General features: G+C 47.8%; 20 protein-coding genes and 1 pseudogene. 3 read left to right on the plus strand and 18 right to left on the minus strand.

Annotated features, from left to right (window positions below; translation table 11 throughout):
- Nucleotides 1-94: 94 nt before the first annotated feature.
- The 6 genes from pgsA to AC0VZ8_RS22480 form a co-directional block, all read right to left on the minus strand.
- A complete protein-coding gene (gene pgsA, locus AC0VZ8_RS22455) occupies nt 95-679 on the minus strand; it encodes a CDP-diacylglycerol--glycerol-3-phosphate 3-phosphatidyltransferase (RefSeq protein WP_260065925.1) in 585 nt (194 codons plus the stop codon).
- A gap of 44 nt (nt 680-723) precedes the next feature.
- Nucleotides 724-1143 carry a metallothiol transferase FosB gene (gene fosB, locus AC0VZ8_RS22460; RefSeq protein ID WP_475487738.1) on the minus strand — a complete coding sequence of 140 codons (420 nt, stop codon included), beginning with the start codon at nt 1141-1143 and terminating at the stop codon, nt 724-726.
- A 45-nt stretch (nt 1144-1188) separates the two neighbouring features.
- Nucleotides 1189-2339, minus strand: a protein-coding gene (locus AC0VZ8_RS22465; RefSeq protein ID WP_475484437.1) for an IS3 family transposase whose coding sequence is annotated in 2 segments (ribosomal slippage) — nt 1189-2078 and nt 2078-2339 — 1152 coding nt in all. Because the reading frame shifts where the segments join, the coding sequence is not laid out codon by codon here.
- Between the two features lie 70 nt (nt 2340-2409).
- The gene (locus AC0VZ8_RS22470) at nt 2410-3129 is read right to left on the minus strand and encodes an HAD family hydrolase (RefSeq protein WP_475484438.1); all 720 of its coding nucleotides are present in this window, start codon (nt 3127-3129) and stop codon (nt 2410-2412) included.
- 17 nt (nt 3130-3146) lie between these two features.
- Nucleotides 3147-3626, minus strand: a complete 480-nt coding sequence (locus AC0VZ8_RS22475) for an NUDIX domain-containing protein (RefSeq protein WP_475487739.1) — start codon at nt 3624-3626, stop codon at nt 3147-3149.
- A 223-nt stretch (nt 3627-3849) separates the two neighbouring features.
- Nucleotides 3850-4584 carry an RNA polymerase sigma factor gene (locus AC0VZ8_RS22480; RefSeq protein WP_475484439.1) on the minus strand — a complete coding sequence of 245 codons (735 nt, stop codon included), beginning with the start codon at nt 4582-4584 and terminating at the stop codon, nt 3850-3852.
- Nucleotides 4585-4763: 179 nt separating this feature from the next.
- Here AC0VZ8_RS22480 and clpP point away from each other — a divergent pair, with 179 nt between their 5' ends.
- Complete coding sequence (gene clpP / locus AC0VZ8_RS22485; protein WP_071219929.1) at nt 4764-5345, plus strand: ATP-dependent Clp endopeptidase proteolytic subunit ClpP; 582 nt, start codon at nt 4764-4766, stop codon at nt 5343-5345.
- A gap of 71 nt (nt 5346-5416) precedes the next feature.
- Nucleotides 5417-5632 carry a hypothetical protein gene (locus AC0VZ8_RS22490; RefSeq protein ID WP_475484440.1) on the plus strand — a complete coding sequence of 72 codons (216 nt, stop codon included), beginning with the start codon at nt 5417-5419 and terminating at the stop codon, nt 5630-5632.
- A 29-nt stretch (nt 5633-5661) separates the two neighbouring features.
- Here AC0VZ8_RS22490 and AC0VZ8_RS22495 read toward each other — a convergent pair whose 3' ends face one another.
- The 3 genes from AC0VZ8_RS22495 to AC0VZ8_RS22505 are packed head-to-tail and all read right to left on the minus strand — an operon-like array spanning nt 5662 to nt 7288.
- Complete coding sequence (locus AC0VZ8_RS22495) at nt 5662-6573, minus strand: phosphotransferase family protein (protein ID WP_475484441.1); 912 nt, start codon at nt 6571-6573, stop codon at nt 5662-5664.
- A gap of 21 nt (nt 6574-6594) precedes the next feature.
- Entirely contained in the window at nt 6595-6891 is a 297-nt protein-coding gene (locus AC0VZ8_RS22500) for an antibiotic biosynthesis monooxygenase family protein (RefSeq protein WP_071219926.1), read from the minus strand.
- Nucleotides 6892-6934: 43 nt separating this feature from the next.
- Nucleotides 6935-7288, minus strand: a complete 354-nt coding sequence (locus tag AC0VZ8_RS22505; RefSeq protein ID WP_260065931.1) for a DUF952 domain-containing protein — start codon at nt 7286-7288, stop codon at nt 6935-6937.
- A gap of 397 nt (nt 7289-7685) precedes the next feature.
- Here AC0VZ8_RS22505 and AC0VZ8_RS22510 point away from each other — a divergent pair.
- A pseudogene (locus AC0VZ8_RS22510) lies at nt 7686-7976 on the plus strand (transposase); the annotation flags it as partial.
- A gap of 25 nt (nt 7977-8001) precedes the next feature.
- On the opposite strand, the gene AC0VZ8_RS22515 reads toward AC0VZ8_RS22510, so the two are convergent.
- From AC0VZ8_RS22515 to AC0VZ8_RS22555, 9 genes are all read right to left on the minus strand, one after another.
- Complete coding sequence (locus AC0VZ8_RS22515; protein WP_475484442.1) at nt 8002-8700, minus strand: cyanophycinase; 699 nt, start codon at nt 8698-8700, stop codon at nt 8002-8004.
- Nucleotides 8701-8712: 12 nt separating this feature from the next.
- Complete coding sequence (locus tag AC0VZ8_RS22520; RefSeq protein ID WP_071219921.1) at nt 8713-8925, minus strand: hypothetical protein; 213 nt, start codon at nt 8923-8925, stop codon at nt 8713-8715.
- Nucleotides 8926-8964: 39 nt separating this feature from the next.
- Nucleotides 8965-9975, minus strand: a complete 1011-nt coding sequence (locus AC0VZ8_RS22525) for a phosphotransferase enzyme family protein (protein ID WP_475484443.1) — start codon at nt 9973-9975, stop codon at nt 8965-8967.
- A gap of 42 nt (nt 9976-10017) precedes the next feature.
- Nucleotides 10018-10584, minus strand: coding sequence for an NUDIX hydrolase (locus AC0VZ8_RS22530; protein ID WP_475484444.1), 567 nt, complete (start codon nt 10582-10584; stop codon nt 10018-10020).
- Between the two features lie 38 nt (nt 10585-10622).
- Complete coding sequence (locus AC0VZ8_RS22535; protein WP_475484445.1) at nt 10623-11504, minus strand: GNAT family N-acetyltransferase; 882 nt, start codon at nt 11502-11504, stop codon at nt 10623-10625.
- A 136-nt stretch (nt 11505-11640) separates the two neighbouring features.
- Nucleotides 11641-13335 (minus strand): M3 family oligoendopeptidase, encoded by a 1695-nt coding sequence (locus tag AC0VZ8_RS22540; protein WP_475484446.1) that lies wholly within the window; start codon nt 13333-13335, stop codon nt 11641-11643.
- 244 nt (nt 13336-13579) lie between these two features.
- The gene (locus AC0VZ8_RS22545) at nt 13580-14692 is read right to left on the minus strand and encodes an RNA-guided endonuclease TnpB family protein (RefSeq protein ID WP_475484447.1); all 1113 of its coding nucleotides are present in this window, start codon (nt 14690-14692) and stop codon (nt 13580-13582) included.
- Between the two features lie 212 nt (nt 14693-14904).
- Nucleotides 14905-15786, minus strand: coding sequence for an HAD-IIB family hydrolase (locus tag AC0VZ8_RS22550; RefSeq protein WP_475484448.1), 882 nt, complete (start codon nt 15784-15786; stop codon nt 14905-14907).
- 192 nt (nt 15787-15978) lie between these two features.
- Nucleotides 15979-16611, minus strand: coding sequence for an HAD family hydrolase (locus AC0VZ8_RS22555; protein WP_475484449.1), 633 nt, complete (start codon nt 16609-16611; stop codon nt 15979-15981).
- Nucleotides 16612-16623 lie beyond the last annotated feature (12 nt).

Here is a 16623-nt window from a genome sequence, read left to right on the forward strand (position 1 = left end):
TTTTCCCAGCACCGGATCTCGAAAAAAATCCGGCATGATAAAATGGACAGCTGTTCCAATCAGGCAAGCCGGGATAACGCTCATCCTGCTTAGATCAGCTCAATTTTATGAGTTTATAATTGTTCAACAGATAGTGAAAGCCCGAATATATCGTCAAGGCCACTGCTGCAAGCATGAGAATTTCATCCACTTGAATCATAGTGACAAGCTGAAACGGATAATTATCCAGCAATACCGCTGCAATGGCTATCACCTGAAGTACCATTTTCAATTTGCCGAGACTGTCAGCGGACAATGCGATTCCCTGCTCGGATGCAACCATCCTAAGCCCTGTGATCACAAATTCCCGCGCAATGATGGCAACGGCAATCCATGTCGCGACCATCCCTGATTGAACCATCATGATTAAGGCAACCGATATGAGCAGTTTATCTGCGAGCGGATCCAGTAGTTTTCCAAGATTCGTGATTTGATTGTATTTCCTCGCGATGTAACCATCCAGCTTGTCCGTAGCCGAAGCAAGAATGAACACGCCCAGCGCGATGTAGGTTCCATAAACATGAATAAATCCGAAGAAGCGGCTGTTCTCGGTCAGCCATAGCGGATACTCGGCAAAAAAAAGAATAAATAATGGAATCAGCATTATTCTGGCTATCGTTATTTTGTTGGCAAGGTTCATCGGCTCATCTCCTCGATCTGCTATTGGAATCGTTCGTTCCCCAACTATTCGGCATCGTAAAAGGTCATATGCTCTTTATCCGCCCGGTAATAGTCCAGCCTGTCATTCATGGAGCCCGTATGAAACTCGAACATATGCCCATCCGGGTCCAGGAAGTAGATCGACTTCTTGTCCTTCTCGTCCCTTGCCCTTCCCGGCAGAATCTCCACCTGGAGCGCTTGCAGACGAAGCAGCGTTGTTTCATACTCCTCCTCTTCCATAGTAAAGGCAATATGCGTATATGTTCTATTCGAGGTGCTCCTGTCGACATCTTCTTCATTTAAAGCAATCCACAGTCCGTTCAGATCAAAATAAGCCAGCTTTCTCCCTTTAACCAGCAGTTTGGCTTCAAATACGTCCCTATAAAAAGCGATGGACCGTTCCAATTCCGAAACAGAAAAACAGAGATGGTTAATAGCCTGCAGTGGTCATAGCCCCGTCAAGTAGACAATAAAAAAAGAGAAATTTTATTAAGCGGCGACTTTCTCCCGAAACTCAATCGGGGAGAGGTCGCCCAGTTTGTTTTGGAAACGTTCCTTGTTGTAAAACAAAATGTACTCCGTGATTTGGCTCCTGGCTTGCTCCAGATTCTGAGGCTTCTCCAAATACAACTTCTCCGTCTTTAAGTGGGAGAAGAACGACTCAATACAAGCATTGTCATAGCAGTTCCCACGCCTGGAATGGCTTCCTGTTAGCTTCTTCTCTTCAAGCAACTTGGCATAGCTTTGTGTTGTATATTGAAACCCTTGGTCCGAATGGAGCAAGGTAGGTCCACATTTCAGTTTCTTCACCGTGTCTGTAACGAGTTTTAAGTCATTTCGTTCGGAGAGTTCCCAGGCCACAATCTCGTTGTTATACAGATCCATCACCACCGAGAGATAAGCAAACTCATGTCCAATCCGGACATACGTAATATCCGTCACCAGCTTCTGCTCAGGAGCCGTAGCCCTAAATTCTCGATTCAAGACATTACGAAACAGGACTGACGGTTTCCGGCCAGCAAAGGGACGCTTCTTGCGAATCACGGAGCGAATATGAAGTTCTCTCATCAAGCGACGCACCTTTTTGTGATTCACCACCAAGCCTTCTTTTCCTAAAGCAGTTCGCATACGTTTGTAACCGAAATAAGGACGAAGCCGATGAATGCCCAATATGTGTGCTTTCAGATCCGCATCCCGGTCTGCTCGTTTCTCTCTAAGGATAGCGTTCTTTTTCCATTTGTAGTAACCTGCACGTGAAATTTCAGCGATCCTACACAGCCAAACCACGGGAGCCCATTTGCTTATTTCTTGAATGGACTGGCACCGGGCTTCGAAATCCAGCTTCCCTCCCCGTGTAAGTTCGGATTGAGCTTTTTTAGATATTCTACCTGCGCTTTCAGATAAGCATTTTCTTCTTCTGCACTGCTAAAATGCTTCTTCGTCCAGCGTCCCCGGTAATCCTCAAAACTCTCTCCGTTCTGGCTTTTACGTACCCATGTGATAATCTGGCTCTCACTTTTAATTCCAAACTTCTCCATAATCCGGCTGTACGCCCAACCTTCTTCCACTCGCAAACGAACGGCCTCTTTCTTCGTTTCTTCACTATATCGATTAAAAGTTTGACCTTTCTTCGCTGGCATAACAAAAATCCCCTCCGGTATCCAGTGTTTGAGTTCATTGTAACATGTCCTCTTTTTTCACTGTCTACCATCAGGGGATAATACCAGCAGTTTCATTGTTGGGCGACTCCTTTTTAATAGAAGATTCGATAAGATCCAGCACTTGCAGCGGTTGATGGATCTTCTCATACTCGCTCTCAATAAACGTGTTGAACCAATAGGCGTGAAATGGCCTAAGACCGGCATTGCTGGCGCCTCTCAGCTCATCTGAACCGCCATCCCCGATAAACAGAGATTCCTGTGGTGTTACGCCCAATCGGTCACAGGCCATTCGATAGATTTCCGGGTTCGGTTTGGCTACCCCAACTTCATATGAGAAGATAACGTCATCGAAGTAAGGCGCCAATCCGCTCTGGCCAAAAGAAATCACCTCTTCTTCCGAGCAATTGCTGATCAAGCCCACCTTCAGACCCCTTTCACGCAAAAGCTCCAGCATCCTGCAGATCTCATTCGATATCGTATTAAAAGGGGTTTTCTTCTCGCCGACTCTCGACTGATAGAGAAACTCTACGTGTTCCTGATGATAGGGTAAACCCCGTGAGTCAAGGATATCCCGGATCACCGCGTGATAGTTGGGAAAATGACCATTCATTCTTTGCTCAAACCGGATGCTCCACTCCCGTTTAAACTCCGCTTCGGATAGCCCGAGTCTATTCCTATAATCATAGGACCTCTTGGACACCCGCTTGCCGTTTGCGAATTCCGTAATTAACGTCTCGAATAAATCGAAGAACACCGCCCTGACCATCATGAACACCGCTCCCTTCGTTAATCAACGATCCCTGCCGCCTGAGGTGATTTCGCCGGATACTGTTTAATGGTTTCATCCAGAACAATCCCGGTCTTCTCGTCCCAAATCTCGCTTAATTCAAACGTACCTTCTTCAAAAAACAACGGAAACCGGCGTTTAAACCAATCCTGCATGGGCAGCTTTAATGCCTCTTCCCGGTCCACCCATAACAGCTCTCCTTCAGGGGGATGCTCCAGCAATTCCCCTTCAAAGGAAGTGGCCAAATAATTAAACACCATATACCGTAGACCTGTATTCGGCTCACACGATTCCTCCAGGCCCTTATAGACGATGTCCTTTACAATCAAGCCGGTTTCTTCCCGCACCTCCCGAATGGCTCCGTTTACAATGCTTTCCGGAAAATCCACTTTGCCGCCGGGCGCAATATATCCGGGAAACCCTTTGGCATCCGGTCTGTTCATCAGCAGAACGCTGCTTCCGTCTTGTATCATGCACATGGTGTACAACTTCACTTCGGTCTGCAACCTAACCCCTCATTCCTAACGGTTCTACTTGGTTTATAGTATACATCCGGAAGCGCTGAATGACGATATGATGAACGGAGATTCATGCCGGTCTTTTTCAAACTCAAGGTTGTGAATCTGCATCAAAAAAAGGCCCGAGCAGCTTCTGCTCCGGCCTTCCCGATAAGTGTATGATCAACCTGCTTGAATCTTCGCTTTACGCAGCCATTCTCATGTCGGACGAATATCCGCCGTACATCATATAACTTGCGCTCGGAGTTTCAACCTGCATCGGAACCATGCAACCGATGGCTGATGCTTCACTGCTATTCCATTGAATAAGTCTCACGACCGCTTCAACGTCCCCGGATTGGTATGCCTCTGCCAATGCCTGAAGATTCAGGGTCATCACCTCGTCTTCCGGCATAGCCAATTCAAGTTCCTCTTCCTCCGGATCCAGCGATTGCAGCACTTTGTGAGCTCGATGAAGGGCCGCTTTCACCGCTCCCTCCGTCGTTTTCAGTTTCACCGCAGTTTCCGAAACAGAATATTCGTACACTTCACGGAGCACCAGCACCGTTCGCTGCAGGGGCGACAAGTGTTCCAGCAGCCATTGAAAAGCGAACTCGATGTTCAGTTTGCTGTCCTCGTTCGACGCTTCTTCCCTAGGCAAAACATGTTCCAGCTTCTCTTCCAGAATCCGTCTATAGGTCTGATCCCGGCGAACCCGGTCAATCCATGTATTCTTGGCAATCCGAAGCAACAGCGCTTCGGGGTTGACATGGCTCCGCTGCTTCATATGCTCCAGTGCCTTGATCCAAGTGTCCTGCACCAGATCATCGGAATCCCATGAGGAGTTTGTAAGGGACAGACAGTATCTGTGCAGGGTAGCATTCATTTCCTCCAAGCTCAGATCAGCCGGTGGGGTAACGCTTGGTCGAAATATCGTCATCGGAAGCCAACTCCTTTCCTAATCTCGATAAAGATATCTTAAATGTAAACGAATGAAGTTATCTTTTCGTTACTTTGATTTTCGAACAATTTATTTCGTGGTTTCTCCGTATCTTTTGCGGCTGCCTCTTCGTTTACTTGCTGAAACCTGAAAACCTAACGAATATGGAGGATGAAACCATGAATGTTGTTCCTTATGTTGTAGAACAAACCAACCGGGGCGAACGATCTTACGATATTTATTCCCGATTGCTGAAGGATCGGATCGTGTTTGTGGGTGCAGCCATCGATGACGCCATCGCGAACAGTATTATCGCACAGCTGTTGTTTCTGGCGGCTGAGGATCCTGAGAAGGATATCCACATGTATATCAATAGTCCGGGCGGTTCGGTATCCGCGGGCTTTGGCATTTACGATACCATGCAGATTATCAAACCTCAAGTCAACACCATCTGCACCGGTTTTGCCGCTTCTTACGGCGCGATCCTGCTGCTGGCCGGGGCCAAAGGCAAACGACTTGCGCTGCCGAACAGCGAGATCATGATCCATCAGCCGCTGGGTGGTGTGCAGGGGCAGGCTACCGATATTGCCATTACGGCAAAACGCATCCTGAAAACCCGTGAGAAGCTGGCACAGATTATATCCGAGCGGACAGGTCAATCCGTCGAACGCGTCGAAAAGGATATGGAGCGGGATTATTTTATGTCGGCGGAAGAAGCGAAGGAATACGGCATCATTGACGATATCGTCACGAAACTGTGACGCCAATCGATATAATGGCCATGATCCGTTAGACCCGATACTCTATTTTATTCACAAGGAGTGAACCATATATGCTGAAAAGTTTGCTGAATCAGGAAGTGAGCATTTATTTTACGGATGGAAGCTATGTGCGGAACGGCACGCTGGAGGAAGTAGGCGATCAATTTATCCGGTACCAGGACGAATATGAGATGCTGTATGTACCGTTATCCGCAATCCGCTACGTTTCCGTGAATACCAAGGAACGAGACAAACCAAGAGTGGGATTTGCACCAACCTCCCGATAAGATAACAAGAACCGCATGGGCTCTTAAGCTCATGCGGTTCTGTTTGTATCGCGGTTGATTTTTTCTAATAGGAATGAGAGCATTCGCTGTTTGCAGACATCGTTCTGCTCCTTTTTATGAAAGCCGATAAACTGCAGGGCATGAATAACAGAGTAGAAATCAATCAGCGCCCGCTGTTCTTGCTTCATTCCCCAATGCCTGCATAACGCCTCCACGTAGGGCATCCCCTGCTCTCCAATATCGGAGACCACCGCCGTCTGGGTGAGGGCGATCATGTACAGCGGATCCCCGTAGCAGACCCAATCAAAATCAACGATACCCTGAAGCTTGCCTTCGGCCACAATTACATTCTTGATCGTAAGATCATCAAGGAAACAGATGGGCTCCACTTGGTCAAAATAAGGCGTGTAACGCTGCTTCATTTGTTGCAATTGGACGATAGTTTCCGGAGTAACATCATCGATTATGTGATCGATATGCTGGCGGATATCACGATCGATGATCTGTGTCCAGGATGAGAAGGGCCCCTGCTCTCCGATTGGAACCCATCCGAATCCGGTGCCTCGGGGAAGCTCTGACACGCTGCGTTGGTATGAAATGATCTGCTGGGCAAGTTCAGTCATTTGTTCATGCGTCATTCCCTCAAGCTCATATCGGAGGTCCCTTCCGGGAAAGTGCTCCAGTATCATATAAGCAAAGGGGACCTGTTCCATGGATACATCCGTTCGGATCACCCTCGGTACCGGCAAACCTAATGAAGACAGAATCGCAATATTGTCCGCCGTATGCTCCAGGACGCCGGGCTTGTCATTGGTTCTGAGAATGATTTGCTCATCGGATAATGTCACACTATATACCTGATTGGTATGGCCAAATGACATGGGCTCGATCTTCAGCGGCGGGCTGCCGTAAACCTCTTTTATAAGATCCTCCAGGCTCATCTCCAACACCTGCCTTAACGGTCACTTTATGTACACATCTTCAAAATGTTCAACGACGGGGAATGGATCATAAAAGTGATGCAGCAATTCTTTCCATTCCTGATATTCGGCGGATCCCCTAAAACCTATCGTGTGATCCTCCAGCGTCTCCCATTTTACCAATAGAACATATTTGTGCGAATCCTCCAGGCACCGCTTCAGCTCATGATGGATATAACCCTCCATCTTGGATATGATCCCTGAGGCGATTTGGAAATTGCGTTCAAAATCTGACGTAAGTCCTGGTTTCACTTGCAGCATGGCCACTTCGAGTATCATTGCGTTTCCTCCTTTGGTATCACGTTGAAATTCATATCACGGTTTATCCACTATATTCAAGCTCAGCAGAAGCCTGAAACGTAAACACTCCCTCTTCATCCGGCTCAAGACGATACATCTTCTGGACGGCGTTCAGGTTCAACCCTCCATATATATGCGGGTACAATTGGTTCATCTCATATAAGTCCTCATATACAATCTCCGCTTCCACCTGATCTTCCTGGATACCCAGAACAAATAGATCCGTCCTGCCTGTGTAGAACGTATTGGCGACTCCGCTGACTTGCTCCTCTGTGGAGCAGTGGATGAATCCGTCCGTTTGTAAGCTCGGCGGCTCGTACAATCTATTCTCTCGTGCTATCATCCAGGCTTCCTTAGAAATTATATGATAGATCATGCCGTCCGTTCCCCCAGTCGCTTATTTTTCGTACTATCTTGACACACTTGAGCTAAAAAAACCATGCTTTTCTTATTGTTGTCAGATGGCATCCTTCCCATGGTATACAAAAGGGTGTGTCCCAAAAGATCTTAGATATCGCGGGATGCCCCTTTTCCGGTTAGGAGACGCTCCGTGTACGAATCGTTCCTCCCATCGCTGTTGCCCCCAAATTTCTTGGAATGGTTTGAAGGCAAGGAAGAAATTCGGGGACAAAGGCGACCGCTCTCGCTTGTCCGGAATCGTTTCGTCCTCTCCGCTTCGTTGTGCGAAAATATACGTTAGACATACGAAAAGAAACCGTTTCTCGGTAAGATGGAAGTGTGACCCACCACCCTTTACCAAAGGTACGGTTTCTTTGTACATTCAATATACCATGAACCATCCTCATCTCTAATGCAATCGGAGGACGACATTCGTCCGCATCATCTTGTTCGCGTCGTTCATGATGCGGTTAATCGCTTCGAGGACAACAACTTTTCGGTCACCTATCCCGGCGGCGGACGAGACAGCTACCATCCCAAGATGCTCACCAAAGTCATCATATATCGACGGCACCAAGATTGAAGCCAATGGAAACTGCTGCACATTCGTCTGTTGCAAAGCGGTCGTCAAGCACAAGGCGAATCTGCAGGAGAAAGTCCAGACCTTCAGCGTCCGCCAAGTGAGTACACCTACTTATGGGACAGCCCCTTTACAATCGTATATTGATCCGGGTTAAAATCCTCGAAGATTACTTCATGTACGGCTTCTCCTAAGCTATAAGCCAGCTGCCCATTGATAAATACGGCACAGGCCTGCTCATCGATGCCGATCCCGCGCTTCACCTTCTTCGTTCTCATACCTTCCAGCAGATTGGACTGGTCGCTCCACTCCGTATAATGAACGCTGATCAAGACATTCGAAAGCAACCCTACCCCTTGCTTAAACAGCATTACGCTTTGTTCATTATCCAGTGGCGATATGAGGCAGGTCTCCGGAAGAATCAAGGCGCCCGCCGAATTTCCTGCGATGGGAACGCCGTTCTCATAACAGTTGATCAGCAGCTCTTTAAAACGACCGGTCGCGTAATAGTGATGGTATTTCTCCGTGTTGCCCCCGCCAATAAATATCCCCGTGGCCTGTGACAACACCTGTTCAGCCTGTTCCATGTCCAGCTTTCCATCCTCGCCAGGAACGATGACCTGCAAGTCCGGGGCACCTGATTCTGCCCACATCTGCTGAAACAGGGGAACATACTCCTCCCAGCCCGGTCTGTTCATAATGCATAAAACAATTCTGGCGTTGGGACCGCCAGCTTGCTCTATAAATTGTCTATTTGCCTCTGTTTGAAAGGAATTTCCTCCAAGCAAAAATAGATATCGATCCCTCAAGGTTACGCCCCCTTATTTCTTCTTTTTCGGACCTCGTTTATAGACATAGAACAGCAGCACGGATATAAAATAAATCGGAAGCAGAATAATGCCAATCACGGCACTCAGCAGGACGATGGAGAGCTGGCCGCGGTCTGCCATCGCATCGTAATTCACATACCCGTAGACAATCCATACCAGCCATAACAATGTAACGGCATATCCTATTTTATAAGGTAATCTCACAGCGTGGTTCACATCCTAGAAGTAATTTGCGTGACACATTCATAAACATTTCGAATACAACAATTCAACAAACTCGTGCTGCTTTCGTTCCATCCATTCTTTTCTGATCCGAAGTCGCTTCAACATCAGGTGAAAATAGGAGGTGATGTTCCTTCCGGCCACATGCTGCCCGATATAGATGCTTAATAAAGAAACATAATATAACTGCATGATATAGGGAATCCACTGGATCTCTGCACGAGTTAACCTCATATATTTTCGATACTCATCTAAAAAAAGCTCGACCTTTGTCAAGGTCTGGTCTTCATGCTGAAGAAGATGGTTCAGACAAATGGATAGCTCCCATATCCGTATGTCCATAGCCGCAAAATCAAAATCCAATACACCACTCATCACCCTGGACTGGGGATTGATCAAAAGATTAAAAACTAAAATATCATGATGGACCATTTGTTTAGGCAGTGCATTCAGTTCAGCTGCATGGTTAAACACAGATTCATAGTATCTTTGTAATACAGCTATCTGTTCAGCATCAATATCAAAAGGAGGGCATGCCAAAAACTCATTAATTTTCGTCTGATTCGATAGAGAATGGAGGTTGTAAACATCGTGGAACGCAATCGCAGGACAAACCACATCGAAGGAATCCGATTCGAATTGCTGAAGAGCATATGATAATTCCCCAACTGTCCGCCCGTAACTTAGCACATCGGTCATGCTGGATAGATCAGGGACCTCTCCTTCGATAAACCGTGACAGGGAGCCCAGGGAACCGTCCGACATAACCACGTACTTCGCATCATCCTTACTGGAGACGAAACCTGGAATATCAAACGATAAGGCACAACGCTCCAAGTAAGCTGTTAGCTCAACCTCAAACCGCAGCCTCTCTTCATTCTTCGTATGACGATTATATATTCTTGCGACGTATTTCTTTTGGTTCATTGCTACAATTCGGGATTCATTCGTCATGCCGAAAGGAACGGTATCGATCGAATGCACAGGTCCATGAAAATAATGCTGCAACAGCTCCTGAAATACGTGTTCCACTGTCTACACTTCTTTTCTGTTAAGCGCGTTCCCTCATGCAACTCATGGTTCATCGTTAGTTAGTTGAATCGAACGGTCTTCTTGCCGTATGGCAAAAGCCAGCTTGTACAGATCTGCTATATCTTGCCTGCCCGTCTCCTCCAATCGCTTCACGGCTTCCTCCAAATCAACGGCCTCTACCGCGATGACTTGCTCCCCATCCTCTGGATTCAGCGGCTCCCCAACGATGCGCACATCCCCGTATCCAACCAATCTGACAAAATGAGGATGGGGAATATGCGGCCGATAAGGTGTCTTGCTGCTGGATTCGCAACGGAACTGGCCGAAGACCCGGAACGACTCGAGTTCTGCGCCAAGCTCCTCCCTAACCTCCCGTCTAAGTCCTTCCATATAGGACTCGCCGGGTTCCAGGGTTCCTCCGGGAAGCTCCCAGCTTCCGTCAGCTACCTGAAAAATAATGCAGCGATCCCCGGCAAACGGAAGAATCGTGACATTGCTGACCTTCGATTCTTCGATTTCATCTCCGAAGGCAAACCTGGCTCGGACTACGCCCCATTGAATATCTTTCGCGAGAGCCGGGTACAGGCTCATATCCTTGTTTTTTCTCATGCACGCAATTCCTTTCGAACTTTACGAATTCATTCAACCTATGTAGCGCTGTACTCATGAACCATAAGCACCTGCTCCATCGAGCTCGTAAATCCAAGCTCCTGCAGCACGTTCACCAGTTCCTTATGCGAAGCCCGGATGTTGAATGCGGACCGCTTGCAGGCATAACCGGGTTGTATCATCTCCAGTACCGCGGTCTTCATCACGGCTTCTGCATCCGGATGTTCTGGAGCGGCCTCACAGCGAAACAGCGTAATGGCTGCCAAACTGCCTGAGGCATCAAACACCCGCTTAAACAAACCAAAGCCTACCTGTTCTTCTCCTTCATATACAATGACGCATTCGCCGTCTTTGATACTGGAAGCGTCTGTCTGCCAGACTTCACCGGATCGATAGAAGGCTACAGATGCAGCCTCCGCTGCCAGACCTCTGACCAGCGTATATGGTGAACGGGTATTCTTCGCATCTTGCTGCTCCGGAGGCTGTTCATTCGTCATGATGAGCAGCCGGTCGATGATATGATATCCAACGCTTTCGTAGAGACGAATCGCTGGCGCATTTGTGCTGATCGCCTCTAAATAGGCACGACGGACGCCTTGTTCTTCGTAAAGCTCTTCGTTTTTCTCCATCATGTTTTTGCCGATTCCCTTCCCCCGGAAATCGGGAGCTATCGCTGTCCCGCCGTTACGTGCAATCTTAATGCCGTCTTCCTCCCGAAAGCTGTTCATGACGATGCCGGCCGGTACGCCATCCATGTAACAAGCGAGCGATCTCTCCATGCACAGACCATCATTTCCGATACGGGCAATGAAGCGGTCCAGCGGCATCGAGGCGTTCACCATATATCCTTCAAATGAGTGATTCCACAACTCCGATACTTCCCGAATCGGAAGCTCGCTTAACGGTTTATATGTAATCATAGATATAATCCTCCTAATTTATGGGCAATAAGCGGGGTGCTATGAAAGATGCTTTCTATTAAAAACATGCAGGAAGAACACCTGAGTCTTACTCACTCATGTTCTCCTGCATGTCTTAGCCATGCTTATTTACAATTTAAAGAGCTGCATCGTCTACGCTGTCCAGCCAAGCTTCGATGCTGCCAATGACGGAAGTGACACAACCATCCTCAAATGGGGAGATCAAACCTGCCACCTTCACCAGTTCGGTGAAGGACTTGCTTCCACCTTGACGGCACAGGTTCAGATAATCTGCCCATGCAGCGGATTGGTCCTCATGCATCTTCTTCCAGAATTGGAATGCGCAGATTTGAGCCAACGTATAGTCGATATAATAGAACGGCGTGCTAAAAATATGGCCCTGTTTATGCCAGAAGCCGCCTTGCTCCAGATACGCATTGTCATCATAGTTCCGGTGCGGCAGATATTTGCGCTCAATTTCGCGCCATGCCTGTTTCCGTTCAGCCGGCGTAGCATCCGGATTCTCATAAACAAAGTGCTGGAATTCGTCAACCGTTACGCCGTAAGGGATGAAGATAAGTCCGCTTGCGAGATGGTCGAAGCGGTATTTATCGGCCTCATCCTCGAAGAAACGGTCCATCCACGGCCATGTGAAGAATTCCATGCTCATGGAATGGATTTCGCACGCCTCATAGGTTGGGAACCCATACTCCGGTACCTCGAAACCTCTGCTCTCATATACTTGGAACGCATGACCGGCTTCGTGCGTCAGCACATCAATATCACCGGAAGTCCCGTTAAAGTTGGAGAAAATAAACGGTGCGCCATACTCGCTAATATAGGTACAGTATCCGCCGCTCTGCTTGCCTTTTTTGGCAACCAGATCCATGAGGCCGTTCTCCTGCATGAAGGTAAAGAACTCATGGGTTTCCGGAGATAATTCTTCATACATCTTCGCGCCATGGTTGACGATCCAATCCGGATCACCCTTCGGTGTTGCATTCCCCGATTTGAATGAGAAGTTCTCATCGTAGTACAGCAGTTGGTCCACATCGATTCGTTTCTGCTGACGTTCTTTCAGCTTGCTTGCAACCGGAACGATATGCTCCAGCACCTGGTTACGGAAGTTAGCCACCATCTCCGCGTTATAGTCCGTGCGGGCCATGCGGGCATAACCAAGCTCTACGTAATTGTTAAATCCTAGTTTCTTAGCAATCTTGGTTCTCACTTTAACCAGATCGTCATAAATACGGTCGAAGTTTGCTTCGTTCTCAGCCATGAAGCCGCTGGACGCCTCCATTGCACGTTTACGCATATTGCGATCCGTCGATTGCTGGAAAGGAATCAATTGCGACAGGGTACGCTCTTCGCCTTCGAACTGAATTTTGGCCGAAGCGATCAGCTTCGAATATTCCGTCGTCAATTTATTTTCCTGCTGCAAGTCCTCGATGATCTCAGGACTGAAGGTTTTGAGGGAAAGCTCTGCCAATTGGAACAGCTGACGCCCCCATTTGTCCTCCAGCTGAGCTCTGAATTTCGAATCCACGAGGGCCCGATAATAATCCGTTATGTATTCCTGGATGACCGGTCCGTTCTCGTCAAAGAAATCCTGCTCTGCCTTATAGAACTCGTCGTTCGTATCAATCGAGTGCCGGATATACACCAGTTGACCCAGGGTATCCATCTCACTGCGTAGTTTGTTAATGCGGGTCATCGCCTCATCCTGTTCCTCGTACGAGCTGGCGGAGGTGAAAGCGTTAAGCTGCTCTTTAAACTTTTGCTCAAAAGCTTTTACGTCGGGGCGTTCATAGCGATACTCGCTGAATTTCATAAGATACACCTGTCCTTTCCCATATAAAAAATGCATCCTGGTGTCTGATCGCATGGATTCAAAACACCAAACTATATCTAAATTCTATATGCGAATCAGAATATCCTTCACAGGTCTGTCAACAACTCATAACTGAAGTAAAGAGCTTGTAACTGCCCGGAAGTGAGAGCGGCGATTAAGGCCTCCTTCCTTAACATGGCGTTACGATAGGCAGGTTGACTGCTGCCCTGCTGTACAGGTATACCTACACAGCCACTTCAGCGATGCACTTCATTCCAATGCGCTGAAGATTCATTGCTCCAATTCGATCATCATTAGAGCTGTAGCCGCACTCTCTGCAACAGAAGCGGTGCTTTTTCCTGTCGCGGTTCGCTTTGTTCGTATGCCAGCACTTCGGGCACTTCTGAGACGTGTATTCCGGGTTCGCTGCGATCACCTTGGCACTTGAACGAATCGCTTTGTACTCGATCATCTGACGAAGTTGGTAAAACGACCACGACACGGTCTCATATCGATCTCGGATGCGAACACGCTCTGTCACATGGCGAATGCCCGTTAAATCTTCCACAACGAATAAGGTATTCGCTCCGTACCGGTCAACGAGTGCCTTCGATATCCGATGGTTGACATCGGTCATATAACGGTTTTCTCGCTGTCCGATACGCTTGATCGCTCTGCGGGCGGAAGCTGTTCCAACCTGTTGCAGCCGTTTGCGAAGCTGCTTGTACTTTGAACGCTGGTTCTTGACCCTTCTGCCGCGGAAGAATGCGGTTGTTCCTTGCGAATCATAGCTGACGGCGATAAAGTTGATCCCCATATCTACGCCGACGATTCTCTCGATGTCATGCACATCCGGTTCGTTCACAGCTTGGGTCACGGGGATATGCAAGAAGAACTTTCCGCGCTTATGCACCAGTTTGGCTGTACCGAATGTCCATGTTCCATCCAAATAATATTCCATCCCTTTGCTTTCAAAGGGGACCTTGATCCTCCCGGATAAGGTATTGACCGAAAACATTTGGTTACTTATGGAGTAATCGCGGTTCCAGACCAAATCGAGTTCCGGCCTCTTGAATCGTACAAGAGTCCAGGGATGCCCATTTCCTTGAATGGACTTATAGCGGGCAATGACCGTCTTCATCACCGATTGCGCCATTTGAGAGCGAAGCCCAAAATCGGCACGAAGCTTGCGATACGTCAAGAGATGCAGCTTCTGTTGGTGGAGCACCTTCTCTTCAAAGACGAGCTTCGATACAAATTGGCTGGCCAGTCGATAAGCATGGAGCGTCTGGAACAACAACTCTTCCTGTTCATGTGAAGGTAAAATTTTGATTTTGGCGGTAACCGTTAGCTTCAACAGGCCTCACATCCTTTCCGTGCGGATCTAAGTAGGAACAGGGGCGTAGTGTTTATATTTGCCATTATACCAAACATTTGTTCTGATTCAAGGTGATTGTTTGGAAAGAAGGGGTCTTTTGCGATGATTCTAAGGAGGAAAAAACGCAATTCCTCTAATGACTGAAGCAACGAGCGTCCTTACACAAATCATGAATTATGATGCTTGTTGCATCACAATTGTCCTCCCAGAGTGGATATAAAGGTATTCTCTCCTGACAGTTCCATCTGTTGCCGGATATAATGGGCGACGCCATCAAGTTCATTCGAGTCAATAATATGGTCAGCCAGCTGTCGTATCCTTTCATGCGCGTTTCGTACCGCGATCCGGGTGCCGCCGGCTTCAAACAGCCCCACATCATTGATATGGTCGCCGAAAACTACCGTGCTCTCCAGATCAATACCCATATGGGAAGACCATAATTGGAGTCCGTCACGTTTGTTTGCTTTGGCATGACTGAATTCCAGGAAAAAATGGTTATGGATGTAGTAATCCGGCATCATATGAGCATGAATCACATCACCGTATAATTCCATAACCTCGCACTGTATCGGCTCCAATTCCTCATAAAGTCCAATGTATGTAAGAGCCAGCGTCCGGTAATCCGGTGGGCAGTTCAGGCTCCGCACTTCCATAAATCGCGGATCCTGGGGCCGGCTATGATAAAAGGCCTTCTCCCCCTCTCGCCGCAGCGACTCATGCAAAACACGCTCACGATGATCCGCATCCAATGAAAAATAGTAAGGAGTAATACCAAACTTCCTTCCCACGTCGATAATCTCATTCGAGATATCCCGTTCAAGCCAGTAACCATCGATTACCGTTCGATTCACCCCGTCATATATCAAAGCGCCGTTATATAGAATCAAAGGATACTTCCAGGGGATATCCGAGACAACGCTTTGAGCACTAATATAGCCGCGGGCAGTGGCATACGTGATAATCACGTCCTGCTCCAGCGCATTCGCGATAACATCCCTAGTATAGGATGTAAGTGTCTGATCTGATCGTAGAAGCGTTCCATCCAGGTCGGTAATATACGCTTTTTTCTTCATCAGAAGCAATGCCTCCTTTGCCGTCCAGTATGTGACAAAACCCAGCCACAGAGTAGCTCTATCTAAGACTGGGTCCTTATTATGAATTTGGCGTCTTCCACGATTATACAACGTCTAAGATGGAGATGGTAAAGGAATTCTATAGAGTCATCAATATGACATAACTTGTCTAGGGGAGTCCACCTCCGAGATTTATTTAGTGGTACGCGGCTGAAGATAACCTATGACATCTGGTATATGCTGAATCTCTGCAAATGGAAAAACACCCATGCTGTTCATTCTCGCGATGTCCCCGCGATAGGCGATAAATGGAATTCCGGCGCTCTCGGAGGCCTTGCCATCCACCCAGGCATCTCCGACAGACAACCATTCCTTCGGGGATGTATGAGGGAAATGCTTCAGTACCTCCAAATATCCATCGGGTGCCGGCTTTAACAAACCCATGGCCTCTCTGCCTATAATGAGATCAAAATAATGCACAATCTTATTCTCTTCCAGAGCAGCCATTGCTGCTTCCACCGCATTATTTGTCACAATGGCCAGATGCAGCTGCCCGTGCAATCGCTGAACAAGCTCTCTTGCACCCGCTTCAAGATCTGCACCGATCATCCCTCTCAGCTCATGCTCCTTGGCAATATCCCACATTGCGTGACGAAGATCTTCCGACAGCAGCCCTGTATTCATAGCTTCAGCAATGATGGTTGAGGTAGTGTGGGTGTCCATGGACAGACCTTGGGGCAAGATTCTGTGATGGCACAGAAAGGCGTAGATGTCCCTTTTCATTTCGCTAAAATCAATGCTTGAACGCAGCAGCGTATTATCCATATCAAAGACAAT

The organism is Paenibacillus sp. QJM3NY_38 (assembly GCF_056173265.1).